Source organism: Microbacterium sp. SY138 (assembly GCF_039729145.1).
In the GTDB taxonomy this organism is placed as follows: domain Bacteria; phylum Actinomycetota; class Actinomycetes; order Actinomycetales; family Microbacteriaceae; genus Microbacterium; species Microbacterium maritypicum_A.
The window spans coordinates 751,631-777,387 of the sequence record NZ_CP155793.1 but is presented as its reverse complement, the minus strand read 5'-3'; the positions used below and the strand labels follow the sequence as shown (position 1 = coordinate 777,387).

Genomic DNA, 25,757 nt, shown 5'->3' with positions numbered 1-25,757 from the left:
GGCTCGGGACTCGGCCCGTCCATTCTCGCAGGGTGTTCCCGTCCGCGATGACGCGATGACACGAGAGGCGGCTTCCGCTCAGAAGAGAGCCGCTCAGAACAGAGCCGCTCAGAACAGAGAGGTCGGCAACGCACCCTCGTGTTCCAGCAGCCAGCGCTTGGTCTCGAGCCCGTGTCCCTCATCGCCGCCCGAGTACCCGCCGAGCCCATCGCCCGCGACGACCCGGTGGCAGGGCACGATCAGCGGGACGGGGTTCGCCCCCATGATCGACCCGATCCCCCGGGCCGGCACATCTGTGCCGCTGCGCGCGGCGAGTCCACCGTAGGTGATCGTCTCACCGTGGCCGACCGTCTCGTGCAGCACCGTGAGGACCGCCCGCGTCGCGACCGTCTGATCCCCGAGATCGACGGGGACGTCGAAGCGATGCAGGGTGCCCGCGAAGTACGCGGCGAGCTGGGCGAGCGCCTCGGCGAGCAGCGGATCGGAGGTGGGGTCTGACGGCGCCAGGCTCCCTTCGGGCGGAGTCGATCGCCACGTGACGCGGTTGATCGCCGCACCGTCGCTGACGACGCCGATGACGCCGACCGGGGTCGCGAGCGTTGCGAAGGCGGGCATGCGTCGAGGGTACCTCTCGACAGCGACAGCGACAGCGATCGTCCGCGGCACTCTGCGGACGGGTATGGCGCCAGGACGCATCGGGGGCGAACCTGGACCTACCGAAACCGCAGAACACGGGAACGCCACCTCGATGACAAGGAGCACCACATGAGCACCACCACGGCTGCGCTCGACCTGCCCGACGTCCGTCTCCACTACGAACTCCGCGGTGAAGGACCGCTCCTCGTCCTGATCGGCGCCCCCATGGACGCCGATGCCTTCGCGCCGTTCGCCGTCGAACTCGCGACCGATCACACGGTGCTCACATCCGACCCGCGCGGCGCCAAGCGGAGCATCCTCCACGACCGTTCCCGGGGTTCGAGCCCCCAGCAGCGCGCCGACGATCTCGCGGCACTCATCGCCCACGTCGATCGCGGGCCGGCGGTCGTCTTCGGATCGAGCGGCGGCGCGGTGACCAGCCTGGCGCTCGTGCAATCGCATGGAGACCTCGCGTCCACGGTCATCGCCCACGAACCCCCGCTGCTCGAGCTGCTCCCCGACCGCGTCGAGCAGCGTCGTCTCACCGACGAGCTCACCGCGGCAGCCCTCTCGGGCGACCGCGTCGGCGCCTGGCGGCTGTTCTTCGCGCAGGCGAACATCCCGATGCCGGAGGAGATGCTCGTCCAGTGGTTCGGCGGCGAGGTCGATCCGCAGCATCAGGAGGACGAGCAGTTCTGGTTCCAGCACGAGCTGCCGGCCAGCGTGCGCTGGGAGCCCGACGTCGAGACTCTGCGGGCACGGGCGGACGACCTCGTCCTGGGTATCGGCGAGGAGTCGGTCGACCAGCTCTGCGAGCGCACGACGACGGCACTCGGTGCACAGCTCGACATCGAGCCGACCCGTTTCCCCGGCGACCACACGGGATTCGTCGATCATCCTGCGGAGTTCGCGGCCCGCCTGCGCGAGGTCCTCGCGCACTGAGGACGACGTGACGGACGCGGCCGTCGAGCTCCTTCCGCGCTCGACGGCCTCAGCGCGTCATTCCCGCGAGACCTGGCGCCAGAGCGCGGCCCAGTGCTCCGGATGCAGATCACGAGGAAGACTCCGGCCGGTCACCCCCGCTGCCGCCACCACGCGTCGTGCTCGAGGCATCGGGATCCCCGCCGCACCCGCGAGGACGGCGGGCAGACTGCCTCCCCGCCCCGTGAACATCACCCGAACGAACTCCTCGTACGCTCGCCGATCGGAGACAGGGACGAGCGGAGAACCACGTCGGGTGATCGCGAGGAGGCCGCCGTCCACACTCGGCTGCGGTGCGAAGCCCCACGCCGGCACCCGCCCCGCGAGGGAGAACTCGAACCACGGCGCCGATTGCGCGGTCATCATGGTGCCACCGCCGACGCCTGCCCGCTTGCGCGCCACCTCCCACTGCGTGAGCAGCACCGCCTCGTTCCAGCGGCCTCGGGAGAGCAGCCGTCGCAGGATCGGCGTCGTCACGTGGAAGGGGATGTTGCCGACGACCACCTCGGCATCGAGCGGATGACGTGTGGCGTCGGCGATCTCGATACGGATGCCGGGCAGCGTCGCGCGCAGTCGGTGCACGCGGTGCTCGTCGATGTCGATCGCGGTGAGCGGCCTGCCCAGCTGTGCGAGAGCGCGGGTCAGGGCGCCGTCACCGCAGCCGAGCTCCAGGATCGAACCGGACGTCCGGCGGACGAGGCCGGAGATGCGGGTGAGGGTCGGACGATGGGTGAGGAAGTTCTGGCCGAGTTCGTGACGGCCACCATGGATCGAACGAGGCATGAGTGCGCTCCAGAAGAAGAATCGGAGCACCTCGGAGGAGGGAGGACGCGAAGAGGCGTCGCTGAGGACTGCCCGTCCCGAGGTGCGATGACATCTCGGTGGACGGCGCGCAGATGCGTGCGATGAGCGAGCGCGCCGTCAGGCGCGGCGGTCGCGGAACACGAGGTTGCGCCCCATCACGGGCGCTGCGCATATCGTTCCCATGCGCATCAGCATATCGGCCGTCAGATCCAGCCGCGCTCCTCGGCGATGAGAACAGCCTGCTGACGGGTGCCGACCGCGAGCTTTCCGAGGATGACGGAGATGTGGTTGCGCACCGTCCCCGGGGCGAGAGCGAGCGATCGTGCGATCTGCCCGGTCGTCTCCCCACGCCGACCGGCACGCAGCACGTCGAGTTCACGGTCCGTCAGCGGTGAGCGCTCGTCGCTCAGGGCATCGGCGGCGATCTCGGGATCGACGTAGCGAGCCCCCGCCGCGACCCGGCGGATGACGGCGGCGACCTCGTCGGCCCCACGGGACTTCGGCAGGAAGCCGGAGACACCGGAGGCCAGGGCACGGCGCAGCACGCCTGGACGCGCGTGACGGGTGACGACCACGCACCGCGTCGCGATCGCCCTGTGCAGCTTCTCGGCCACCTGCACGCCGTCGAGCCCGGGCATCTCGAGGTCGAGCAGGCATACATCGGGCTGAAGTCGCAGAGCCTCGACGACCGCCTGCTCGCCGTCCTCGCACTCGGCGATGACCTCGATATCGTCTTCCAGCCGGAGGAGGGCTGCGAGCGCGGAGCGGATCATCGCCTCATCGTCGGCGATCAGCACACGGATCATCGTGTCTCCTCCGACCGCGCCGGGACCGTCACGACCACCACGAACTCGTCCGCGTCCCGACGCACGTCGAGCGTGCCGTCGACCTCTTCGACGCGCCGACGGACGCCGTCCAATCCGGACCCGTCATGCTCGTCGACCGCGCCGGGCACGACGTCGTTGGCGATCTCGTATCGCCACGTGCCCGCGACGCGCGTGAGCACGAGGCGTGCGCGTTCCCCGCCGCCATGGCGCAGCACGTTGGTCGTCGTCTCACGGATGACCGGGCCGAGGGCCGATGCCGGTGCGGAGTCGGCATCCGCACCGATGGCGGCGTCCACCTCGAGCCCGGCCGCGGTCAGCAGGTCGCGGGCGTTGGCGAGTTCATCGCCGAGAGGCACCGAGCGGAAGCGCGTCGCGAGGTCCCTGGTCCCCTGACGCGCCTCGTCGACGCTGACCCGCGCGGCGCGCAGCTGCTCCATGCCGGCATCCGGATCGCTCGGCAGGAGACGCTCGGCGAGTTCGAGCTGCAGCGCGATGACCTGGAGATGGTGACCCTGCAGGTCGTGCACGTCGGTCGCGACCCGCAGCCGCTCCTGGGTCGCGGCGAGCTTCGCCTCCGAGGTGCGGGCGCGGTCGAGGGTGACGAGCACATCCCACCACCACAACGAGCTCACGGTCATCACGGGGAAGAGTGCGGTGTAGATCACGGCCACCCACCACGCGAGCACCGCACCGAAGGCGTGAGCGGAGGAGTCGACGGCGGCCAGCACCAGCAGGAGCAGCGTTCCCGCCACGACGACGCGGATGCGGATGCCTCGCGGCCAGTTCAGGAGCACCACCGACTGGACGATCGGCATCGCCGCGAGCTGCCAGCTCCCGGCAAGCGTCCCGGCGACGGTGCCGTACGCGACGGCGATGAGCAGGGGGACGGCGATGCGCCTCCAGCGGAATCCCGGCACCGCGTCGACACGGTGGCGGTAGTCGAACAGGAGCAACGCCGTCGATGCGCACCACACCAGGCCGCCGACGGCGACCACGAGGATCAGCGGACCGTTCTGACCCTGCGCGGCGAGGATGCCCGTCCACGCGAAGACCAGCATCACCTGGAGGAACATCACGGCGGTCACGGTGTACCACCACGTCGCCGTGATACCGCGAGACAGCTGTCTCGCCCCCGGACTCGGTTCGACGGGGGCGAGGGGCTCGACGCGGCTGCTCACGCTCCCACGATAGAGCCGTGACAGTTGTCACGGATGCGTCGTGCGATCCGCCCGGGAAGCGATGACGGGCCGACACTGCCGCCGAACGGAGCGCTCGGCTGGACTGGAGTCATCGCGGCGGAGACTCCGTTCGCACCGACAACCGGGAGCATCCCTTGAACCTCATCGAGACCTTCCAGAACCTGGTCGCCCAGGTCCCCGAGCTCGTGCAGCCGCTCATCGTCGCCCTCGCCGGCGCGATCCCCTTCATCGAGGGCGAAGGGGCGGTGAGCATCGGCATCATCGGCGGCATCTCTCCGGTGATCGCCGCGATCGCCGCGATCGTTGGCAACTTCCTCTGCGTCCTGGTGGTGGTGCTCGTCAGCTCCGGAGCCCGACAGGCCGTCGTGAACCGTTCGCGCGCCAAGACCGCGGCGCTCGCCGGTGCCGGCGGCGGCACGATCGACGAGCCGGCTGCGGATGCGGCCGAGACGGGCCGCGGCACCGCGCGTCGCGAGAAGTTCCAGCGTGCGTTCGAGCGTTACGGCGTTCCGGGGGTCAGCCTGCTCGGACCGCTCCTGCTGCCGACGCAGTTCACCGCGACCATGCTCGCGGCTTCCGGCATCGGCAGGGCGCGCATCCTCTTCTGGCAGGCTCTGGCCATCATCGGCTGGACCACCGTCGTGGCCGTCATCGTCGGAAGCGCGGTGTACGCGATCCGCTGAGACCCTCACAGAGAGGGCTGAATTCAAGTTTTCTTGAATTCAGCCTTTTCTGTACAGTAGTGGCGTGACCACTGCTCTGGCCTCCCTCACCCACACGGCCGCCGTCGCCCGCCTCGGGCATGCGCTGTCGGACCCCACCCGCGCCGGCGTCCTGCTCGCGCTGCGCGAAGCACCGCGCTACCCCGCCGACCTCGCGGACGCCCTCGGCGTCTCGCGGCAGGCGATGTCGAACCACCTCGCCTGTCTCCGCGGATGCGGGCTCGTCGAGAGCGTTCCGGAGGGACGCCGCAGCAGCTACCGACTCGCGGATCGCCACCTCGCTCCAGCCCTCGACATGCTCATGCGGGTCACCCTCATCGTCGAGCCGGACTGCTGCTCGGGCGAAGGCTGCACCTGCTGATGACCGCCACGGCAACCGCGGCGCGCCGCGACACCCTCCACCGCCGCATCCGCCTGATCGTCGGCATCACGATCGGCTACAACCTGATCGAGGCGGTCATCGCGATCGCCGCCGGCTCCGTCGCCTCATCCGCCGCGCTCATCGGGTTCGGGCTGGACTCCACGATCGAGGTGCTGTCCGCGGCCGCCGTCGCCTGGCAGTTCACCCGCCGCGATCCGGAGCGCTGGGAGAAGCCGACCCTGCGGGTGATCGCCGTCGCCTTCTTCGCGCTCGCGCTCTACGTGACAGCCACCTCCGTGGCCGCGCTCGTCACGACCGAGAGGCCCGAGCACAGCACGATCGGTATCGCCCTGACCGCGGTCAGCGTCGCCGTCATGCCCTTCCTGTCCCTCGCGGAACGACGTGCGGGCAAGGAACTCGGATCGGCCACCGCCGTCGCGGACTCGAAGCAGACGCTCATCTGCACCTATCTCTCCGCCGCCGTGCTGATCGGGCTGATCGCCAACTCGCTGCTCGGATGGTGGTGGGCGGATGCCGTCGCCGGTCTCGTGATCGCCGCCTTCGCGGTGCGCGAGGGCATCGAGGCCTGGAAGGGCGATGCCTGCGCGACCTCGGTGGGGATGCTCCTCGACGACGAGGACGCGCACGACCACGACCACCACCACCACGACGACTGACCACTGACGCGCACAACGCCTAGGTTGGGGAGATGGATGCCGCTCCCCTCCCGCCCGCAGACCTGCGCGGACGCACAGTGCTGGTCACCGGCGCGAACGCCGGCATCGGATACTGGTGCGCCGAACAGCTCGCCGACCGGGGCGCACGCGTGCTGTTGGGCTGCCGCTCCCCCGAACGTGCGCAGATCGCGGTCGCCGCGATCCGAAGCCGGGTTCCGGCTGCCGACCTGCGCGTGCGGGGGCTCGACCTCGGCTCCCTCGACAGCATCGCCCTGGCCGCAACGGGGGTGGGCGAGCGACTCGATGCGGTCATCTGCAACGCGGGGGTGAAGGCGGCCGACCGCTCGGCGCGCACGAGCGACGGCCTCGACCTCATGGTGGGCACGAACTTCCTCGGTCATTTCGCACTCGTGGCCCAGCTCGAGCCTTTCCTCGCCCCGGATGCCCGCGTGGTCGCCGTCGGATCGATCGCGCACCGATTCGCACATCTCGATGCCGCCGCCCTCGATGCCGCCAGCCTCGACGCACCGTGGAGCGGCTCCTCGCTCCGACAGTACGGAAGGTCGAAGGCATCGTTGATGGCCTTCGCCTTCGAGCTCGCGCGACGCTGGTCGGGTTCCTCTCGCGCGGCGGTCTGCGCACACCCGGGCTATGCGGTCGATCCCCTCACTCCCCCACGACCGGGCCTCGCCGAGGTCTCCGGCTTCGTCCGTGCCGTGGCCTCCCCGACCCGAGCACTCGTGCAGGGCAAGGACGGCGGGGCCCTCCCGATCGTGCATGCCGCGACCGCCTCGGAGGTCGTCGACGGCGACTACTGGGGTCCGGGCGGACTGCTCGAGTTCCGCGGAACTCCGACACGGGTGACCGCATCGGACGACGTGCGCTCCGCCGCGATCGGGGCGCAGCTGTGGACCGCGGCAGAGCGCCTCACCGGGGTGCGTTTCCCGACATGATCCGGGCCGCTATGTCCGACCCCCGCGGCAGGATGAGCCCATGATCACACTGCTCTCTGCCCCGTCGAACCTCGGCCTGCGCCCGCCGGAGCGCGGGAGCGTGCCGGGCGCGGCGAAGGCGCCGGAAGCGCTACGCGATGCCGGCCTCTTCGCGCGCTTCGTCGAACGCGGTGCCTCCGACTCCGGCGTCGTCCTCGCCGGCCGCTACGTCGATGACGACGACACCCGGCCGGCCGGCCGCGTGCGCAACGAGAGCGCGATGATCGACCACTCCCAGCGCCTCGCCACGCGCATCGGCGCGGCCATCGACCGCGGCGAGGCTCCCCTCGTGATCGGCGGCGACTGCGCGATCCTCCTCGGAGCGGGTCTCGCGACCGCACGCCGCGGCGGTGTCGGCCTCGTGCACATCGACGGCCATACCGACTTCCGCCACCCGGGCAACAGCGACGAATGCGCGAGCGTGGCCGGGGAGGCCCTCGCCGCCGCGGTCGGCGCACACTGGCCGTCGATCGCCGACATCGACGGGCTCGCGCCCTACTTCCGGTCCGCGCACACCGCGCACATCGGTCACCGCGCCGACGATGAGGATCAGGACGAGGTACGTGGCATCCTCGGCAGCGTCACGCCCGCCGCCGATGTCACCTCTCTCGGAGCCGCTCGCGTGGGTGCAGAGAGCGCCGCCGTCGCCGGTCCCGCGTACTGGCTCCAACTCGACGTCGACGTGCTCGACCCGACCATCATGCCCGCGGTCGACAGCCCCGATGCCGGCGGGATCAGCGCGGCGGAACTCACCGCACTGCTGCGGGAACTCGCGCCTCGCGCGATCGGCGCCTCCATCACGGTCTTCGATCCCGACCTCGACCCGGATGGGCGCTACGCACGCCTGCTCGTCGAGGTGCTCACAGCGGGCCTCGGCGAACTGGGCACTCGGGTGCGGCGCCCCTGACGTCGGCGCCTCTGACATCGGCGCCTCTGACGGCCGGGCTCCTGACGGCCGGACTCCTGACGGCCGGGCTCGTGACGCCCGGACTCGTCAGAGCCACCGCCTGGACTCACGCCTCCGGCTCGACGACGGGTTCGGTCATGACCCGCACGCGGGCGATGCGTCGGCGGTCCACCTCTGCGACCTGGATCGTGGCTCCGGGCACCTCCACGACGTCACCGACGACCGCGAGACGCCCGAGCTGCTCGGTCACGAAACCGGCGATGGTGTCGGAGGAGCCACGCGGCATCGCCAGCCCCGTCGCCTCCTCGAAGTCCTGCAGGTTGAGGCGTCCGTCGATGCCGTCGTCCGCAGAGATGAACACCTCGGCGTCGTACTCATCGAAGATCTCGCCGACGACTTCCTCCACGAGGTCTTCCAGGGTGACCAGACCGTCCGTGCCGCCGTACTCGTCGACGACCACCGCGATGTGGTGGCCCTCCGCCCGCATGCGGGTCAGAGTCGGCAGCACGCGCGCAGTCGAGGGGATGTAGGGAATGTCGCGCATCAGCGCGCTCAGCGGACGCTCCGGGTCGTCGGATGCGGCCTCGAACAGATCACGCACGTGCACGAATCCGGTGATGTCGTCGATCGAGGTCTCCGAGACCGGGTAACGCGAGAAGGGAAGGTCGCGCACCTGCGCCATCACCTCGCCGACGCTCGCGGCCTCATCGAGGGCGACGACCTCGGGGCGCGGTCGCATGACCTCGCTGACCTGGCGCCCACGGAGGGAGAGCACATCATCGAGGATGCGCCGTTCGTCATCGGGCAGCCCCTGATGGCTCGCCACGATGTCGCGCACCTCCTCGTCGGTCATCTCGTCGCTCGTCTTGTGCGGATCTCCCCCGAGCACTCGGACGAGGGCGTTCGTCGAGACCGAGAGCAGCCAGATCACCGGCCGCATGACCGTCGCGAACCCGTTGAGGGCAGGCGCGACCGCGTAGGCGAACTGGGCATTTCTCTGGATCGCCAGACGCTTGGGCACGAGCTCGCCGAGCACCAGCGACAGGTAGGCGATCACCAGCGTGAGCACGAGGGTCGCGACGGTGAGGGCGAGAGCGGGGGCGAGACCCCATGACTCGAGCACCGGCGCCAGCGACGGCGCGATCGATGTCGCTCCGTATGCCGCCGAGGCGAACCCGGCCACGGTCACACCGATCTGCACCGCCGAGAGGAACGTGTTGGGGTTGCGGGCGAGGGCGGCGACCTTCGCACCGCGCCGCCCTCGTTGGCCGATCGCATTGATCTGGCTTTCGCGCAGCGTGACCAGCGCCATCTCCGTCGCAGCGAAGACACCGCCGATCAGCACGAACGCGAAGACGAGGGCGATGTTCCAGAGCAGGTCGCCCATCAACGGGCCGCCTCGTCTGTGGTGGGGTGAGCGCCCGGGACGAACCGGGCGCTCGTACTGTCAGAATCCGAAGAGTCAGAACAGCGCTGCGCGCTCAAGAGTGCTCCTTCTTGGTGGTGGTGTCGGCGGATGAGATGTCGTGGGAGGTGTCGCCCGGTGCACGGCGCGTCTTGATGAGGCTCGCCACCGTGGCGACCGCGATGGTCGCGCCGATGAACAGCAGCGAGAACCAGATCGGGATCTCCGGCGCCCACTCGACGCCCTGGCCGCCGTTGATGAACGGCAGCTCGTTGACGTGCAGAGCGTGCAGGACCAGCTTGACGCCGATGAATCCGAGGATGACGGCGAGTCCCTGCGCCAGGTAGACGAGGCGCTCGAGCAGACCGCCGATGAGGAAGTACAGCTGTCGCAGTCCCATGAGCGCGAAGGCGTTCGCCGTGAAGACGATGTAGGCCTGGTCGGTCAGGCCGTAGATGGCGGGGATCGAGTCGACAGCGAACACCAGGTCGATGAAGCCGATCGCGATGATGGTGAGGAGCATCGGCGTGACGAAGCGCTTGCCGTTCTTCACGACCGTGAGCCGGTCGCCGTTGTACTCGTCGCTGACGGGCAGGTGCCGACGGACGAACGTCATGAAGCGCCCGTTCGCGGGGTTGCTCTCGTGGTTGCTGAACGCCTGACGATAGGCGAGCACCAGCAGCAGAGCGCCGAACAGGTAGAAGATCCACGAGAAGTTCTCGATGAGCGTCGCGCCGACGGCGATGAAGATGCCGCGCAGGATCAACGCGATCACGATGCCGATCATCAGCACCTTCTGCTGGTACTTCTTCGGCACGGCGAAACCCGTCATCACGATGAGGAAGACGAACAGGTTGTCGATCGACAGGGCCTTCTCGGTGAGGTATCCGGCGAAGTACTCGCCGCCGAACGTCCACCCGGAGAAGACGCCGATACCCACACCGAACAGCAGCGCGAGGCTGATGTAGAAGATCGACCAGCGCGCCGATTCCGCGATCGTCGGCTCGTGCGGTGTGCGCACGTGAGCGAAGAACTCGTAGACGAAGAAGGCGATCGTGACCGCGATCGTGATGATCCAGATCAGAGGGGTGATATCCAAATGCGGACTCCAGACTCGGGGTACGACAGTACCGCCAAAGTCTTCTCCATTCCATGGAACATGGAACCGGTGGCCCGGGATGCGACGTGCATCCGTAATGACGACCCCACCGTGTCGGAGTACTCCCCTTGGGTGTCTTCAGATTAGGAGAAGACCCTTTGCTCTTCCTGTGGATCTGCCGATAACGTCACGCCCCGAGAGAGAACGGCATATCGGGTTTCGACGCGTGAATCAGTAACATTTCACGTATTACCCGTCTATCCCTTTTCGGTCGCGTCCGATGCTGCGGAGCGTCACCCGACCAGACAGGAGCCGCGATGCCGCACGCCAGCGATGATGCCGCCGAGAAGCCGGGCGCCCGAGACCGGGCCCCTGATCTCGAGAACGACCGCGAGAGGCTCGGCGACGTGTCGACGTCGGTCCAGGACTTCGCACACGAGCAGACCGGGTATCACACCTCTCTCAAGGCGCGGCATCTGCAGATGATCGCCATCGGCGGAGCGATCGGCACCGGCCTCTTCATGGGAGCGGGGGGACGACTGCACACGGCCGGCCCCCTGCTCGCTGTCTCCTACCTGATCTGCGGTGTCTTCGCGTTCTTCATCCTCCGAGCGCTCGGCGAGCTGGTGCTCCACCGGCCGTCATCCGGATCGTTCATCTCCTACGCTCGCGAGTTCTACGGCGAGAAGCTGGCCTTCGCCGCAGGGTGGCTCTACCTGCTGAATTGGGGCATGGTCGCGATCGTCGACTCGACGGCCGTCGCACTGTACGTGCATTACTGGTCGGCGTTCGACGTCGTGCCCCAGTGGCTGCTCGCCCTGGTCGCGCTGGTGGTGGTGGTCGGACTCAACCTCGTCTCGGTCCGCCTGTTCGGCGAGATGGAGTTCTGGTTCTCGATCATCAAGGTCGCCGCTCTCGTCGCCTTCCTCCTCATCGGCATCGTGGTCCTCGCCGCGGGCTGGGAGACAGATCAGGGACCGACGGGATTGCAGATGCTCAGCGAGAACGGAGGCTTCAGTCCCGAAGGCGTGCTTCCCGCGGTCATCGTCATGCAGGGCGTCGTGTTCGCCTACGCCTCGATCGAACTGATCGGTACAGCTGCCGGCGAGACCGAGAATCCGGCCAAGCTCGTACCTCGAGCCGTCAACTCCGTGATCCTGCGGATCGGCGTCTTCTACGTGGGGTCGGTGCTCCTGCTCGCACTCCTGCTCCCGTATACGGTCTACCGAGCCGGGGAGAGTCCTTTCGTGACCTTCTTCACCCACATCAGCGGCCCGGAGATCGGGGCGATCGCCGGGAGCGCCATGAACTTCGTCGTGATCACCGCCGCGATCTCCGGGCTCAACGCAGGCCTGTACTCGACCGGCCGCGTCTTCCATTCCCTCGCCGCCTCCGGTGCGGCCCCGAAGGTCGCCGGAATGATGAGCAGGCGTGGCGTCCCGGTCGCCGGAATCCTCTTCACCGCAGGGTTCGCCCTGATCGGGGTCCTGCTCAATCTCGCGGTTCCCGACGACGCCTTCGAGATCGTGCTGAACATGTCGGCGCTGGGCATCATCGCCGCGTGGGCGACGATCATCCTGTGCCAACTGCGCCTCCGCTCCTGGGCGTTGCAGGGACGCATCGTGCGGCCGTCGTTCCGACTGTTCGGGGCGCCGTTCACGTCCTACCTCACCCTCGCCTTCCTGGCGTCGGTGATCGTCCTCATGGCGTTCGACTACCCCACCGGAACCTGGACCGTTGGCACGCTGATCGTCATCGTCCCCGCACTGATCGGCGGCTGGTTCCTCGCCCGGCGAAGGATCAGCGAGGTTCAGGCGCTGCGACGGGGTGCGAACTTCACGCCTGAACCGACGGAGACGTCCGACTCGGCCTGAGCGAGCTGCAGTCCGTTAGAAACTGGATGAGTCCGCTGGTCCTGGATGAGCCCGCTAGTCCTGGATGTCGGAGCGGATGAGCTCCTGTTCCTGGGCGCGATCGATGATGGCGGGGAGCACCTCGTCGAAGAAGGTGACGAGGACGGCGCGGGTCTTCACCGCATCACGCTCGAGGATCGCCTCCCGAAGGGAGACGACGAAAGCACCGACGACCTCCCAGTCGAATGCATCCCGCGAGTGCTGGCTGAACCTCCGGATCTGCGGCCCGAGACGTTCGATGATCACGGCTCGCGACGCGTTCCCCTCGATGCGCGCGAATCCGGTGGCGGCCGCACGGAGCGCGATACCGAACCCCGCCACATCGCGTGCCTTCACCGCCGCGGACATCTCGTCGGCAAGCTCGGTGAGATAGACGATGTCGTCGTCCTGGATCAGGGGCATCACGTGGCGCACCGAGCCGATCCAGATGTCTCCGAAGAGATCGACCGCGTTGCGGACCTGATCGAGATCGATCGGGGCGACGCGGGTGTAGCGGTTGCGCTGCATCTCGACGAGACCGTGGTCGGCGAGGCGGTCCAGGGCATGCCGGATCGGGGTCTTCGACGTGCCGAGGCGCTCTGCGAGCTCGTAGTCTCGCAGACGTTCACCCGGGCGCAGCTCGCCGCTGATGATCGCATCCTGCAACCGGTTGTACGCCTCGTCGCTCATCGACCTGCGCTCGAGGGGTCCGCCTGAGAGTGCCACCGCTTTTGTCCTCCACTCGAGCACGGAATCGCTGTAGAGCCTGAAGTTCTACCTACACTGCAATGTATCGCATCCGACGTAACGGACAAGCGAATACCGGGTCGTGGAGGTGACCGTGCGCGCGTTCACGGCATGGGGAGAACGGCATCAGGTGACGCTGTACCTGGCGTCGATCGCGGTCGGCGCCGTCGTCGGCCTCCTCTCCCCCTCGACGGCACCGGTGTGGGAGTCGGCGGTCACCCCGCTCCTCGGCGTTCTGCTGTTCGCGACGTTCCTGGGCGTGCCGTTCGCGCACATCGGACGGGCATTCGTCGACGGGCGCTTCCTCGGCACGCTTCTGCTCCTGAACTTCGTGGTGGTGCCGGCGCTGGCTTTCGGCGTGAGCAGAGTGGTGGCGGCCGATGAGGCGATCCTGCTGGGGGTGCTTCTCGTGCTGCTCACCCCGTGCGTCGACTACGTGATCGTGTTCACGGGCCTGGCGGGCGGCGACCGCTCCCGGCTTCTGGCCGCGACGCCGCTGCTCATGCTGCTGCAGATGCTGCTGCTCCCCGTCTACCTCTCCCTCTTCCTCGGCCCCGATGCGATGAAGGCCGTCGACCCGCGCCCGTTCATCGACGCGTTCCTGCTGCTGATCGCACTGCCGCTCGCACTCGCCGCACTGACCCAAGTGCTGACCAGGAGGTTCACCTCGGCCCGCGTGATCGAACGCGGTTCCGCCACGGCGATGGTGCCGCTGATGATGCTCACCCTCGCGGCCGTCGTCGCTTCGCAGGTGTTCGCCGTTGGCGGCGCGTGGGGGCGCCTGTTCCTCACGGTGCCGGTCTTCGCGATCTTCGCCGTGATCGCCGCGCCCCTCGGCGCAGTCCTCGCGCGGGTCGCCGGCCTGGACACGCCGGGCCGCCGCGCGGTCGTCTTCAGCGGTGTCACGCGCAACTCTCTCGTCGTGCTCCCGCTCGCTCTGGCCCTGCCCGACGCGTTCACGCTCACGCCGCTCGTCGTCGTCACCCAGACGATGGTGGAGCTGATCGTCATGGTGGCGATGGTCGCTGTGATCCCACGCCTGATCAGGCAGCGTTGAGCGCCGCGACGATCATCGCCCCGGCGGACCGTCGAGCATTGTCGGGACGTACTCCAACAGCTGCGTACGCTGATCGGGCTTCCGATCATGAGTCGCCGGGCGCCGTCCCGACCCTGAACGCGCACCCAGCTTGGGCGCGTACCGTCAGCACCAGCGAGCACAACTGAAGATCCGAACGCGACGCTCTGAAGGGCCGTTCGCGAAAGAACAACACCTCCGCCGCCCGCTCTGGGCGACGCCGGAGACGAGGTCATCATGGACGTCATCCGTCCGACCGTCCACACCCGTCCGCGCGACAACGCGTCCCGAAGATCGAGCGCCTTCACCGAGTTGGCGCAGCAGGTACGCGAGCGCGGGCTCCTGCACCGGCGCTACGGCTACTACTGGACGAAGCTCATCGCCGCCCCGATCGCTGTGGGCGTGTGCCTGCTCGCGTTCCTCTGGATCGGCGACACCTGGTGGCAGCTGTTCACCGCCGCCGTCCTGGCGATCGTGTTCACCCAGATCGCGTTCCTCGGTCACGATGCGGCGCACCGGCAGATCTTCGTGTCCGGCCGGTGGAACGACTGGATCAGCATCATCCTCGGCGACCTGCTCGTCGGCATGAGCTACGGATGGTGGCAGCACAAGCACACCCGCCACCACGCCAACCCGAACAAGCTGGGCTCCGACCCCGACATCGAGCTCCCCGTGATCGCTGTCTCCACCGAGGCTGCGACGAGGCACCAGGGACCGGTCATCACGTGGTTGCGCGGACATCAGGGCGTGCTGTTCTTCCCGATCCTGCTCCTCGAAGGACTCTCGCTGCACGCTTCGAGCGTGCGGCGGATGTTCGCGCGGGGCCGGCTCGAACGCCGGTGGGCCGAGATCACGTTCCTCAGCGTCCGCATGATCGGATACCTGGTACTGGTGTTCATCGTGCTGTCCCCCGGAATCGCCTTCGTCTTCCTGGCGGTGCAACTGGGACTGTTCGGGTTCTACATGGGGATCGCCTTCGCCCCCAACCACAAGGGGATGCCGGTCGTACCTCGGGACATGACCCTGGACTTCCTGCGGCGGCAGGTGCTGATGAGTCGGAACGTGCGCGGCGGCCGCTTCCTCGACGTCGCCATGGGTGGGCTGAACTACCAGGTCGAGCATCATCTGTTCCCCTCGATGCCCCGCCCGCATCTGCGTCGCGCCGCCCCGATCATCGCCGCATACTGCCGGGAGCATGACGTGCAGTACACGCAGGTCGGCCTGTTCACGTCGTACGCGATCGTGGTGCGCTACATCAACCGGGTCGGACTCGGCGAGCGTGACGTCTTCAGCTGTCCTCTCGCAGATCAGCGGCTCGCGATCGGGGCGCCCATCCGGTCCTGAACCCCGGCTGCCTATGCACGCACGGTCGCGATCATCCGATCCAGGTCGGCGTCGAGTTCGGCATCGACCACCTGCCGGGCCGGGGTGGCGTCGTGGTACGCGATGATCTCCTGCGCCCCGATCCAGAACGGCACACGGGAGCGAAACTCGGGGAGGATGTGCCGGATCTTGGCGGTGTCGAACACCATCGGGTGAGCCCTGTCGCCGTGCAGGTCTGCGGCGAACGACGGCCGGATTGCGGCGATCGTGTCGGAGGACACGTGCACCAGTTCGGGACGGACCCCTGCAGCCTCGCCCAGCCAGGTGTAGATCTGATCCCACGTCGGCGCGTGGTCCCCCATGATGTGGAAGGTGTCGCCGAGCACGTCGCGACGGCCGAAGAGACCGACGAATCCCACGGCGAAGTCGGTCGAGTGCGTGATGGTCCACGGCGTGGTGCCGTCGCCGTGCACGACCACAGGCCGCCCCGCGCGCATCCGAGCGACGTCGTTCCACCCGGCCAGCGTGGGCATGCTGGTGCAGTCGTAGGTGTGCGAAGGGCGGACGATCGTGACCGGGAATCCCTGATCGCGGTACGCGCTCGTCAGGGCATCCTCGCAGGCGATCTTGTCTCGCGCATACCCGGAGAACGGATTGCGGAGCGGGGTCGACTCGGTGATCGGAAACCGCTGCGGCGGCTTCTGGTACGCCGACGCGGAGCTGATGAACACGTACTGCCCGGTCCGGCCGGCGAAACGCGCGATGTCGGCCTGCACGTGGGCGGGGGTGAAGGCGGTGAACTGGGCAACGACGTCGAACTCACGGTCCCCGAGTGCTGCCCGCACCGCGTCCGCGTCACGGATGTCGCCCTGCAGGAGCTCGGCCTCTTCCGGCAGCGCCCTCTCCTCGGAGCGACCGCGATTGAGAACGGTGACTCGATGTCCGAGCTCGACCGCCCGTCGCACCGAAGCCGCGCTGATCACACCGCTGCCGCCGATGAAGAGGATGTCCTGTGTGCCCATGTCCCGATCCTGTCACGCCGGCGTCGCCGGGTCGGCGTCGTTTCGACGAGGTCGGGACGTCGTGAGTGATCGGGATGGACGCGCATGGGTTCCGTGAGACTCCTTCATCGCCACGATCACCCAGGCGTAGGACGGAGTCATGACTCTCACCGACATCCTTCCCACGCTTCGACAGAGCATTCCCACTCCCCTCGACGGATGGAGGTGGCCGGTGCACACGCACCCGACGACCACCGATGTCGTGGCGGGAGGCATCTCGCTCCTGCGGCTGTTCGAGATCAGCGGATCACCCGCGGTCCTCACGGGCGACCTGCCGCTGCCGACCGCGGGAACCGACGTGACCGTGCTGCTGTTCCGGATCACGCTGCGCGTCGACACCCAGGAGGACAAGCGCATCGCGCTCACGGACTGCTCGTTCGACGGTGTGGATGCCGCGTGGGAGGAGTGCCGCCTCATCGGCCGGGCTTCTTCGGCGCGGACGACGAAGATCGAGCTGATCCCCGGCGAGGTGGGCGGCGTGGCCTGGCCGCACCCCATCGCGCCTCTTCCTGCCGACCTCCGGGAAGGCGATCTCGTCGTCGTCCCCTGCGTCGGTGCTGTCACGCTCCGAGACGTGCGTCCGCGCGTCACCGCCGCGCTCTCTGTGGAGGCGTCACGATGACCGTCCTGCACACGGTGCTGCACTCGACCGCATTCGTATGGAACGACCCGCGACGCGATGCACGGCAGCTGTGGCCGAAAGACACCGTGATCGGTGCGCACGACATCGTCGTCGCCGGGCGAGCGCTGTCCGATCTCGCGCGCGAACGACGCACCCCCTGCATACTGATCGCGCCCGTCGCGCCCTCTGCGGCGCACCCCGAAGCGGACCCGCACGTGACGTTGGTGGTGGCACGGATCACCGCCCGCGAAGAGCCTCAGGGGTGGCATCGCGAGGCGTCGGCGACCGTCGACTGCGATCTCCGCGCGATCGTCCCGCTGGTCACCCACGTCGAGCGGCTGCGCACGCCCCGGGCTCGAGACCTGGTGCAGACCGTCCTCCGCACCGACGAAGACGACACGCGGCTGCACGCCCGGCTGCCGAAGGCGCTCTCCCCCGGCGACCTGATCGTGTTCGCGTGCACCGGTGCCCTCGCACTGAGCCAGGTCGCACCGCGCACGCGCACCGCCGCGGCCGCGGTCGTCGACGCCGTCGCGGAAGATGTCGAAGAGACAGGAGGCGTGTGCCGCAAGTATCGGGGTGAGCCGTTCGCCGACTAGCGCGTCGGCGCGCTGCTGCGCCCGTGCGCACGACCGCTCAGCTCGGCGTCGAGCGTCTCCTGCGCGACGCGCATCTGGTCGGCATACTCGGTCTGCTGCAGCCGCTGCCACATCACTTCTTCATCGACGTCTTCCACGTGGCTCACGACCCACCAGATGTTGCCGAACGGATCCTTGATGCGCCCACCGCGCTGGCCGAAGGCGTTGTCGCTGAGGGCGGTCACCACGCTCGCCCCTGCAGCCTCGGCTCTGGTGAAGGCCTCTGCGGCGTCGGGCACCCACACCCGAAGCAGGCTCGGCATCACGGGCCACTCCGGCCGACGATCGAAGGCGAGGACGACGGTGTCGCCGATGCGTATCTCACCGTGTCCGATCAGACCGTCTTCCGTGGCGACCCGCGCCAGTTCCTCCCCGTCGAAGACCTGGGAGATGAAGTCGAGCAGCGCGCCCGTGTCGTCGGTGACGACCCAGGGGGCGACGCTCGTGTAGCCGTTCGGGGCTGCGCTCGTGGCTGCGGTCATGGCTCTTCCCTCTTCCCGGTCTGCGGAGTGAGACACACAGTAGAAGGGGCCTCGGACAGTCGCCGAGAAGCCGGGGATTCACCGGGCGGAACCGGTCGCGATGACAGCGGCCTGCGCGTAGGCAGCCGTCCACACCCGGTCGAACCGATCACGACCGATTACTCCCTGACGGCAGGCGAGAGCGGCGTCGCCGAGCGCGTGGGCCAGGGTCTCCAGACGGAGCTGCTGGGCGCGCTCGGCCGCGGTGTCTTCGCTGAGCCCGGACCGACATGCCGATACCGTGACCACGCGCCGACGGATGCTGCGCGAGCGCCGCGACAGGATGATGCCGATCGGAAGCAGAGCAGCGACGAGCAGCATCGCAGCGAGCAACGGAGGAAAACCCGCGGCGCACAGCACCACCCACGCGACGACGCCACCGCCGAGCGACAGCGGAGTGAACCAGCGGTGCGCCTCGGCAATGCGCCGCTCCGCGTCCGTGGAGTCGGGCGGATAGACCGCGAGCACGCACGCGACGGTGCCGTAGTGGCTCACGGTCCTCGACAGATGGCCCCAGCATGGAGGGCACGAAGCGCTCGGCAGTGTCTGCGCGGGGACGTGATGGGGAGGACGGGACACGGACATGCCTCCCACGTTGCTCCGGACGCGTGCCTCTGAGCGCCTGACAGACGGAACACATACGGCGGCCGGCGTTTTCCATGCGGAATGGCGACGCCTCCGTGGTCGGCATATCGTCCTCATATCGAAAACGGCATACGGCCACGCAACGGCGCGCGCCCTGGACTGGAGGTATGACAGAGACTTCTGCCCGAGCTGCCCTTCCCCGCTATCGCCGTACGGCGAAGCCGCCCCACGGCGACGGCCTCCTCCCGGAGCAGGCAGGGGCCGGGAGGGCCGAGCACGAGGCACCCGAGACGACCGCGATGGCATCGCCTGGCCGCATTGCCTCGCTCGACGTGATCCGCGGCGTCGCCATCATCGGCACTCTCGCCAGCAACGTCTGGCTGTTCCAGGCGTTCTTCGGCGAACGGGTGGTCGACATCTGGTGGCAGGACCTCGTCTCCGCACTTTCGGAAGGGAAGTTCCTGGGCCTGTTGACCATCATGTTCGGCATCGGACTCGAGATCCAGCGCCAGGCAGCGCTCCGGCGCGGCAGCCGGTGGCCCGGCACCTATCTCGTTCGTGCCGGTCTGCTCTTCATCGACGGAATGCTCAACTACATCTTCGTGGTGCAGTTCGACGTACTCCGCGCCTACGCCGTCCTCGGCTTCGTCGTGGCATTCGTCCTGCTGCTCCCGGAGAAACGCCAGTGGGTGTTCATCGGCGTGGCGCTCGTGACGCACGTCACGCTCATCCTTCTCCCCCTCTTCACCGGCAGCGTCATGATGTTCCCAGGCCTCGTGATCCCCGGGGAGTCCCCGACGGTCGGCGGCAGGCCGACATATTGGGAAGAGGTGCAGATGAACACCCTGACCGTGTTCTCCGACCTGACGGTCGGCACCGACACCGGCTCGATCCTCACCCTCGGTCTCGTCGTCTTCACCCTCGGCGCCATGCTCTACCGCCACGGACTGTTCGAGGCCCGCGGCGCGCGACTGCGCAGATGGGTCATGATCGTCGGCCTCGGTGCGGGCGTTCCGGGGGAGGTCGTGTTCTTCCTCATGCAAGAGACGTTCGGACTCAACAGGTTCCTCTCCGCGCCGCTGGTCGCATTCGGCATCCTCGCTCTCATGGCCTCCTTCTATCGAGGACACCGCATCGGATTCGTCGGACGCGCGCTCTCCCTTGTCGGCCAGATGGCCCTGAGCTGCTACGTGCTCCAGAACATCCTCGGTCGGGTGGCGCAGTCGATCATCGGTCACTCGCCGCTTGCGGAGACGCTCGACCCGCTGGTCGGAACCCTGGCGATGTTCTTCGTGATCGCCGCTCTGGTGATCCTGTTCGCGAACCTCTGGATGCGCCGCTTCCGCAAGGGACCGCTCGAGTACGTCTGGGACGTCAGCTTCCGATTCCTCACCCGGAGCCGCGTGAAGGCGCCGACCGTCGCCTGAGATCGAGAACTTTCCGTGATCAAACCGTTGCATTCGTTATCTCGCCGTTATACAGTGATCGCACGGTGAATGTTTGCTGTGGCATCCACCGCATGTGATTGCAGGACACTCTTGGTGCAAGGGACAAGGGCCGGTCGGGAGCCTCTCCGACCGGCCCTTTACTGTTCGCACTATTCTGTGAGGATGACCGATCGCAAGCTCGCCCTGGAGGCCTGGGAGAGCCTGTTCCGCGCGCAGCACGAGCTGTTCACCGAGATGATGAGCGACTTCGAGCACAGCGATATCGCGCAGGCAGAGTACGACGTGCTGCTCACCGTCACCCGCTCCCCCGACATGACCGCGCGGCTGCGCGACATCACCTCGAACATGCTGATCAGCCAGCCCAGCGTCTCGCGCCTGGTCGACCGCATGGTCACACGAGGACTCGTGGCGAAGTGCGCCGACCCCGACGACGGTCGCGGTGCGCTGATCCGGGCGACGGACGAGGGGGCCCGGGCCTTCCGCTCGCTCGCCACCGTGCACGGACGCTCGATCGCCGACCGCATGTCCCGTCTCGACGACGACGAGCTGCGCGCCCTGCGCGACCTCGCGGAGAAGCTCCGCGCCCGCTGACGCCCCTCGCCCTCGCCTCGGCCTCGGCCTCGGCACCTCCCCTGCCCGCACCCCCTGACCAGCCCCTGCCCGCACCCCCGCAGGAGGAGATCTCCTCGTCGGGCGGACGTATGGCCGAAGACCTTCCTCCCGACGTCGAGTTTTCCGCCCATCACGATGCCCCCGGAACGGCCTCTCTGCATTTCTGGCAGGGTGGGGGGCGAAGGCGCGCACCACGGCGCGCTCGAGACCGCCCCCTCGGGGGGACCAGGGAGGTCATTCATGGAGATCGCCGGAATCGTCGGCATCCTCGTCATCGTCGGAATCGCGGTCGTCGTCGCCGTCGTTCTGCTGCTCATCCTGCTGCTGTTCGCACGCAGCTGGATCAAGGTCGCTCGAGCCGACGAAGCACTCGTCATCTCGGGCCGCAAGCAGAAGATCCAGCGCGCGGTCATCGCCGCCGACGGCACGACCAGCTCCGAGCTGGCGGAGTCGCCCGTCACGGTCATCGTGAACGGCAAGTCGCTCGTCAACCCGATCACGCAACGCCACGAGATCATCTCGCTGCGGTCGCGCCAGGTCTCCCTCAACGCCGAGGCCCAGTCGCTCGACAGCGTCACGCTGAACGTCGACGGCGTCGCGATCGTGAAGATCGGCTCCGACCCGCTCTACGTCCGCCGCGCGGCCGAGCGCTTCGCATCGCAGGACAAGGCCATCGAGCAGTTCACCACCGAGCAGCTCGAGGGTGCGCTCCGAGGCATCGTCGCGACGCTCTCGGTCGTGGAGCTGATGCGCGAGCGCAAGAAGTTCTCCGACCAGATCGCCGCCGACGTCTCGCAGGAGCTCGCCGAACAGGGCCTGATCCTCGACTCGTTCCAGATCAAGGGCATCACCGACAAGGTCGGCTACATCCAGTCGCTCGGCGCCCCCGAGATCCAGGCGAAACGTCAGGCCGCCGAGATCTCCCAGACCAACGCCGACCGTGCGATCAACCAGAAGAACATCGCCAACAAGGAAGCCAACCTGATCGAGCAGACAGCGCTCGACACCAACACGGCCAACTCCGACTCCGGGATCGGCCGCGCCCGCGCCGAAGCCGAGCAGGCCGAGGCGCTGGCTCGTGCTCAGGCCGAGCAGGCCGTTCTGCAGCAGCAGGCCGAGAACAAGCAGGCCCAGCTCGACGCCGACGTCAAGCGCGTCGCCGATGCACAGCGGTATGAGGCCGAGACCCGCGCACAGGCCGAGCTCTACACGCGCGAGCGCGCCGCCGAGGCTGCCGCGATCGAGCAGGTCAAGCAGGCCGAGGCCCGTACCCGCATCGCCGAGCAGCAGGCGCAGGCCGACAAGGCTCGTGCCGACGGTGAGGCCGCGGCCGCGATCGCCAAGGCCAGCGGTGAGGCGAACGCCCTGCGTGCTCAGGCAGAAGCCGAGGCCGAAGCCCGCCGTCTGCGCGCCAGCGCCGAGGCCGACGCCATCCGCGCCGAGGGTGATGCCCGTGCCGCCGCTCTCGAGGCGGAGGCGAAGGCCATCGCCTCGAACCAGGACGCGTTCCTCTCGCAGCGCGTGCTCGAGGTGCTGCCGTCGATCATGGCCGAGTTCTCCAAGGGTTACGCGGCGATCGGCAACGTGTCGATCATCGGCAGCTCCGGCGAAGACGGCGCGTCGAACGTCGTCGGCGCCGACAGCGCGAAGGCCCTGCGCTCGGTGTTCGACAGCGTCCACTCGGCAACGGGGCTCGACCTCGCCGGGATCATCCAGGGTCAGGCCGTCGGCCGCGGCTTCGGTGCAGGAGTCGCCGAGGCTACGCCGCCCGCACCCGCACCCGCGCCCCGGGTGTCGACGCCGACCACTCCACCGCCGCCCGCTTCCGCAACCCCCGCAGCTCCCGCAGCAGAGTAGGCGGAGCAGGCAGAGCACTTCGGCGGATGCCGCGACCGACCCGGTCGCGGCATCCGCTGTTTCCGGAGCGGGCACCGCCGTCCCCCGTTCACGGCTCAGGACATCTGCCCCCGTGGACGCGCCGTACTGCCCGCTCCGCCGAATCCCCCGCAGATCTCCTGAGTTCCGAACGGCTCCGGACGTCGCCCGACCGGGCAGACTGGAGGGATGACCCCCGCCGTCTTCGACCTCGCCACCATCGGCGCGGGCCTCTCGTTCGCGGCCGCCGTCGACGAGGTCTCGGCAGCGCTCGACACGAGCGGGTCGGTCGTCGTGACCGCCCCCCCGGGCACCGGCAAGACCACACTCGTACCGCCGCTCGTCGCCTCACGGCGCAGCGGTCGGGTGATCGTCACCCAGCCTCGCCGCGTCGCCGCCCGCGCCGCCGCCCGCCGACTCGCTCACCTCGACGGCTCACCCCTCGGCGCACGCGTCGGCTTCAGCGTCCGCGGCGAGCGCACAGCCGGTCCGGAGACGCAGGTCGAGTTCGTCACCGCCGGCGTACTGCTTCGACGTATGCTCGATGATCCCGGTCTCGACGGCGTGGGTGCCGTGATCATCGACGAGGTGCACGAGCGCGCGCTCGAGACCGATCTGCTGATCGGTCTGCTCTCCGAGGTGCGGGAGCTGCGCGATGACCTCATGGTCATCGCGATGTCCGCCACCCTCGACGCGACACGCCTCGCCTCCGTCATCGCCACGGATGCGACACCGGCGCCAATCGTCGACCACGACGTCCCGGCCTTCCCTCTCGCCGAACGCTGGGCTCCGAGCCCCGTGCCCCGGCTCGACGAGCGCGGTGTAACGTGGGGATTCCTCGACCACGTCGCGGCGGTCACGGTATCGGCGGCACGGGATCTGGTCCGCGAGAAGCCCGATGCCGACGTACTGGTCTTCGCCCCTGGTGCCCGCGAGGTGGCGGAGATCGCCCGCCGCGTCCGCGATGCCGGCGACAGGTTCGACGTGCGGGAACTGCACGGCCGCATTCCCCCGGCCGAACAGGACGCCGTGATCCGGGGCCGTACACCGCAAGACCGTCCGCGCATCATCATCACGACGTCGCTCGCCGAATCCTCGCTCACCGTGCCGGGCGTCCGTCTGGTCGTGGACACGTGCCTGTCGCGGTATCCGCAGCGCGACGCCGCCCGCGGCATGACGGGCCTGGTCACCAGCGCTGCGCCTCGCTCGTCGTGCGTGCAGCGGGCCGGACGCGCCACGCGCCAGGGCCCCGGCGCGGTGATCCGCTGCGTCGACGAGCGTTCGTACGCGGCGGCACCCGCCCGTCCGGTGCCGGAGTTGGCCGTGGTCGACCTCGCCGATGCCGCGCTCCTGCTCGCGTGCTGGGGTGCCCCGGGTGGAAACGGCCTGCGGATGATCGACCCGTTGCCCGCCGCCCACCTGGCCGACGCCATCGCTGTTCTGCACGGCCTCGGCGCGATCGACGACGAGGGCCGCGCCACCGCCGAGGGACGTGCACTGGCGCGCATCCCGACCGATCCCCGGCTGGCCCGTGCTCTGCGCGACGGCAGCCCGACGGTCGGCAGCCGTCTCGCGGCTGAGGTCGTCGCGCTCGTGGGTGGCGATCTGCGAAGCCCCGAGGCCGACATCGCGCGGGCCCTCATCGGCCTCAGAAACGGGCGGACCCCGGACGCCCGCCGATGGCGAGACGACGCGAACCGCCTCGAACGCATGATCGGCCCGGCGCCGGGCGTGCGCGCGGACCTCGACGGGGTCGGCCTCGTGATCGCGCTGGCTTTTCCCGAGCGCATCGCCCACCGCGTCGAGCGCACCGCCACCGGAGCGACGTACCTGCTCGCCTCCGGGACACGCGCAGGGGTGACGGGCCCGCTCGCGGCCGTCGAATGGCTCGCCGTCGCCGACGTGACCCGTGCCTCCGGCCGTGCGGCGGCCGGGTCCGGTGCGATCATCCGCTCCGCTGCGGCGCTCACCGAGCTGCAGATGGAGCAGGCCGCCAGCCACCTGATGACCGACCGCGTCGAGGCAGACTTCGTCGGAGGTCGTGTCCAGGCCCGACGCGAACGCCGGATCGGTGCGATCCTGCGCACATCGGTGCCGGTGCGGGCATCGGCCCAGGAGGGGCGGGATGCCGTGCGTCGTGTGCTCCGGCGCGACGGACTCACGCTGTTCAGCTGGCCCGACGCCGCCGACGGACTGCGCCGCCGTCTGGCGATGCTACGACGCGAGCTCGGCGATCCGTGGCCCGATGTCTCGGACGCCGGACTGATAGAGACCCTCGACACCTGGCTGGCGTCCGAGCTCGACGCCCTGGCATCCGGCACCCCCGTGGATCGGCTGGACCTGACGTCGGCTCTTCGTCGGCTGCTGCCGTGGCCCGAAGCGGTGCGACTCGACGACCTCGTGCCGGAGCGCCTCGAGGTGCCCAGCGGATCCCGCGTCCGCATCACCTACCCCGAACCCGACGGCGACCCGACGTCACGTCCTGTCGTCGCCGTGAAGCTCCAGGAGTGCTTCGGCTGGGCGGAGACCCCCCGCCTCGTCGACGGACGGGTACCGGTGCTGTTCCACCTGCTGTCCCCCGCAGGGCGTCCGCTCGCGGTCACCGACGACCTCGCCTCGTTCTGGTCCGGCCCCTACACACAGGTCCGCGCCGAGATGCGGGGGCGCTACCCGAGGCATCCCTGGCCCGAGGATCCGTGGGCCGCCACACCGACCAAGCACACCAAGAACCGCGCCGCGCGCTGAGCA

General features: G+C 68.8%; 25 protein-coding genes. 15 read left to right on the top strand and 10 right to left on the bottom strand.

The features are described from left to right. Positions 1-108 precede the first annotated feature (108 nt). Entirely contained in the window at positions 109-615 is a 507-nt protein-coding gene (locus ABDC25_RS03570) for a methylated-DNA--[protein]-cysteine S-methyltransferase (RefSeq protein ID WP_347124875.1), read from the bottom strand. A 150-nt stretch (positions 616-765) separates the two neighbouring features. On the opposite strand from ABDC25_RS03570, the gene ABDC25_RS03565 reads away from it, so the two are divergent. After that, the gene (locus tag ABDC25_RS03565; protein ID WP_347124873.1) at positions 766-1,578 is read left to right on the top strand and encodes an alpha/beta hydrolase; all 813 of its coding nucleotides are present in this window, start codon (positions 766-768) and stop codon (positions 1,576-1,578) included. 57 nt (positions 1,579-1,635) lie between these two features. Here the strand turns inward: ABDC25_RS03565 and erm are convergent, their stop codons facing one another. The 3 genes from erm to ABDC25_RS03550 all read right to left on the bottom strand — a co-directional run bounded on the left by erm (position 1,636) and on the right by ABDC25_RS03550 (position 4,426). Beyond that, the gene (gene erm, locus ABDC25_RS03560) at positions 1,636-2,400 is read right to left on the bottom strand and encodes a 23S ribosomal RNA methyltransferase Erm (RefSeq protein WP_347124871.1); all 765 of its coding nucleotides are present in this window, start codon (positions 2,398-2,400) and stop codon (positions 1,636-1,638) included. 224 nt (positions 2,401-2,624) lie between these two features. Further along, complete coding sequence (locus tag ABDC25_RS03555) at positions 2,625-3,227, bottom strand: response regulator transcription factor (RefSeq protein ID WP_029266019.1); 603 nt, start codon at positions 3,225-3,227, stop codon at positions 2,625-2,627. Further along, positions 3,224-4,426, bottom strand: coding sequence for a histidine kinase (locus ABDC25_RS03550; protein ID WP_021198110.1), 1,203 nt, complete (start codon positions 4,424-4,426; stop codon positions 3,224-3,226). Before ABDC25_RS03550 ends, ABDC25_RS03555 begins: the two co-directional genes overlap by 4 nt. A 155-nt stretch (positions 4,427-4,581) precedes the next feature. On the opposite strand from ABDC25_RS03550, the gene ABDC25_RS03545 reads away from it, so the two are divergent. The 5 genes from ABDC25_RS03545 (at position 4,582) to ABDC25_RS03525 (ending at position 8,106) form a co-directional block, all read left to right on the top strand. Then, the gene (locus ABDC25_RS03545; protein WP_021198111.1) at positions 4,582-5,130 is read left to right on the top strand and encodes a hypothetical protein; all 549 of its coding nucleotides are present in this window, start codon (positions 4,582-4,584) and stop codon (positions 5,128-5,130) included. 64 nt (positions 5,131-5,194) lie between these two features. Further along, complete coding sequence (locus ABDC25_RS03540) at positions 5,195-5,530, top strand: metalloregulator ArsR/SmtB family transcription factor (RefSeq protein WP_029259720.1); 336 nt, start codon at positions 5,195-5,197, stop codon at positions 5,528-5,530. Beyond that, entirely contained in the window at positions 5,530-6,207 is a 678-nt protein-coding gene (locus tag ABDC25_RS03535; RefSeq protein WP_347124868.1) for a cation transporter, read from the top strand. Before ABDC25_RS03540 ends, ABDC25_RS03535 begins: the two co-directional genes overlap by 1 nt. Positions 6,208-6,239: 32 nt before the next feature. Further along, positions 6,240-7,160, top strand: coding sequence for an SDR family NAD(P)-dependent oxidoreductase (locus ABDC25_RS03530; RefSeq protein WP_347124866.1), 921 nt, complete (start codon positions 6,240-6,242; stop codon positions 7,158-7,160). Between the two features lie 40 nt (positions 7,161-7,200). After that, positions 7,201-8,106: an arginase family protein gene (locus ABDC25_RS03525; protein WP_347124864.1), complete on the top strand. Its 906-nt coding sequence runs from the start codon at positions 7,201-7,203 to the stop codon at positions 8,104-8,106. A 106-nt stretch (positions 8,107-8,212) separates the two neighbouring features. Here ABDC25_RS03525 and ABDC25_RS03520 read toward each other — a convergent pair whose 3' ends face one another. Together ABDC25_RS03520 and ABDC25_RS03515 are read right to left on the bottom strand one after the other, a co-directional pair. Continuing rightward, positions 8,213-9,493 carry a hemolysin family protein gene (locus tag ABDC25_RS03520; RefSeq protein WP_021198116.1) on the bottom strand — a complete coding sequence of 427 codons (1,281 nt, stop codon included), beginning with the start codon at positions 9,491-9,493 and terminating at the stop codon, positions 8,213-8,215. A gap of 94 nt (positions 9,494-9,587) precedes the next feature. Continuing rightward, a complete protein-coding gene (locus tag ABDC25_RS03515; protein WP_021198117.1) occupies positions 9,588-10,610 on the bottom strand; it encodes a TerC family protein in 1,023 nt (340 codons plus the stop codon). Positions 10,611-10,927: 317 nt separating this feature from the next. On the opposite strand from ABDC25_RS03515, the gene ABDC25_RS03510 reads away from it, so the two are divergent. Beyond that, the gene (locus ABDC25_RS03510) at positions 10,928-12,484 is read left to right on the top strand and encodes an amino acid permease (protein WP_347124859.1); all 1,557 of its coding nucleotides are present in this window, start codon (positions 10,928-10,930) and stop codon (positions 12,482-12,484) included. 54 nt (positions 12,485-12,538) lie between these two features. Here ABDC25_RS03510 and ABDC25_RS03505 read toward each other — a convergent pair whose 3' ends face one another. Beyond that, positions 12,539-13,192 (bottom strand): GntR family transcriptional regulator, encoded by a 654-nt coding sequence (locus tag ABDC25_RS03505; RefSeq protein WP_021198119.1) that lies wholly within the window; start codon positions 13,190-13,192, stop codon positions 12,539-12,541. A gap of 145 nt (positions 13,193-13,337) precedes the next feature. On the opposite strand from ABDC25_RS03505, the gene ABDC25_RS03500 reads away from it, so the two are divergent. Beyond that, the gene (locus ABDC25_RS03500; RefSeq protein ID WP_347124856.1) at positions 13,338-14,306 is read left to right on the top strand and encodes an arsenic resistance protein; all 969 of its coding nucleotides are present in this window, start codon (positions 13,338-13,340) and stop codon (positions 14,304-14,306) included. Between the two features lie 255 nt (positions 14,307-14,561). After that, on the top strand, positions 14,562-15,668 hold the full coding sequence (locus ABDC25_RS03495) for an acyl-CoA desaturase (RefSeq protein WP_347124854.1): 1,107 nt from the start codon (positions 14,562-14,564) through the stop codon (positions 15,666-15,668). An 11-nt stretch (positions 15,669-15,679) separates the two neighbouring features. Here the strand turns inward: ABDC25_RS03495 and ABDC25_RS03490 are convergent, their stop codons facing one another. After that, positions 15,680-16,669: an SDR family oxidoreductase gene (locus ABDC25_RS03490; RefSeq protein ID WP_347124852.1), complete on the bottom strand. Its 990-nt coding sequence runs from the start codon at positions 16,667-16,669 to the stop codon at positions 15,680-15,682. A gap of 139 nt (positions 16,670-16,808) precedes the next feature. On the opposite strand from ABDC25_RS03490, the gene ABDC25_RS03485 reads away from it, so the two are divergent. Continuing rightward, on the top strand, positions 16,809-17,330 hold the full coding sequence (locus tag ABDC25_RS03485) for a hypothetical protein (RefSeq protein ID WP_021198123.1): 522 nt from the start codon (positions 16,809-16,811) through the stop codon (positions 17,328-17,330). Next, a complete protein-coding gene (locus ABDC25_RS03480; protein ID WP_167253145.1) occupies positions 17,327-17,929 on the top strand; it encodes a hypothetical protein in 603 nt (200 codons plus the stop codon). The genes ABDC25_RS03485 and ABDC25_RS03480 overlap by 4 nt, the downstream gene beginning before the upstream one ends. Here the strand turns inward: ABDC25_RS03480 and ABDC25_RS03475 are convergent. Then, positions 17,926-18,450 carry a VOC family protein gene (locus ABDC25_RS03475; RefSeq protein WP_347124849.1) on the bottom strand — a complete coding sequence of 175 codons (525 nt, stop codon included), beginning with the start codon at positions 18,448-18,450 and terminating at the stop codon, positions 17,926-17,928. The genes ABDC25_RS03480 and ABDC25_RS03475 overlap by 4 nt on opposite strands. Positions 18,451-18,528: 78 nt before the next feature. Further along, positions 18,529-19,074, bottom strand: coding sequence for a DUF6611 family protein (locus ABDC25_RS03470; RefSeq protein ID WP_347124847.1), 546 nt, complete (start codon positions 19,072-19,074; stop codon positions 18,529-18,531). Between the two features lie 167 nt (positions 19,075-19,241). On the opposite strand from ABDC25_RS03470, the gene ABDC25_RS03465 reads away from it, so the two are divergent. From ABDC25_RS03465 to hrpB, 4 genes are all read left to right on the top strand, one after another. Next, positions 19,242-20,501: a DUF418 domain-containing protein gene (locus tag ABDC25_RS03465; RefSeq protein WP_347124845.1), complete on the top strand. Its 1,260-nt coding sequence runs from the start codon at positions 19,242-19,244 to the stop codon at positions 20,499-20,501. Between the two features lie 183 nt (positions 20,502-20,684). Next, positions 20,685-21,113 (top strand): MarR family transcriptional regulator, encoded by a 429-nt coding sequence (locus ABDC25_RS03460; protein WP_021198144.1) that lies wholly within the window; start codon positions 20,685-20,687, stop codon positions 21,111-21,113. A 261-nt stretch (positions 21,114-21,374) separates the two neighbouring features. After that, positions 21,375-22,991: a flotillin family protein gene (locus ABDC25_RS03455; protein WP_136025306.1), complete on the top strand. Its 1,617-nt coding sequence runs from the start codon at positions 21,375-21,377 to the stop codon at positions 22,989-22,991. 207 nt (positions 22,992-23,198) lie between these two features. Next, positions 23,199-25,754 carry an ATP-dependent helicase HrpB gene (gene hrpB, locus ABDC25_RS03450; protein ID WP_347124842.1) on the top strand — a complete coding sequence of 852 codons (2,556 nt, stop codon included), beginning with the start codon at positions 23,199-23,201 and terminating at the stop codon, positions 25,752-25,754. Positions 25,755-25,757: the final 3 nt, after the last annotated feature.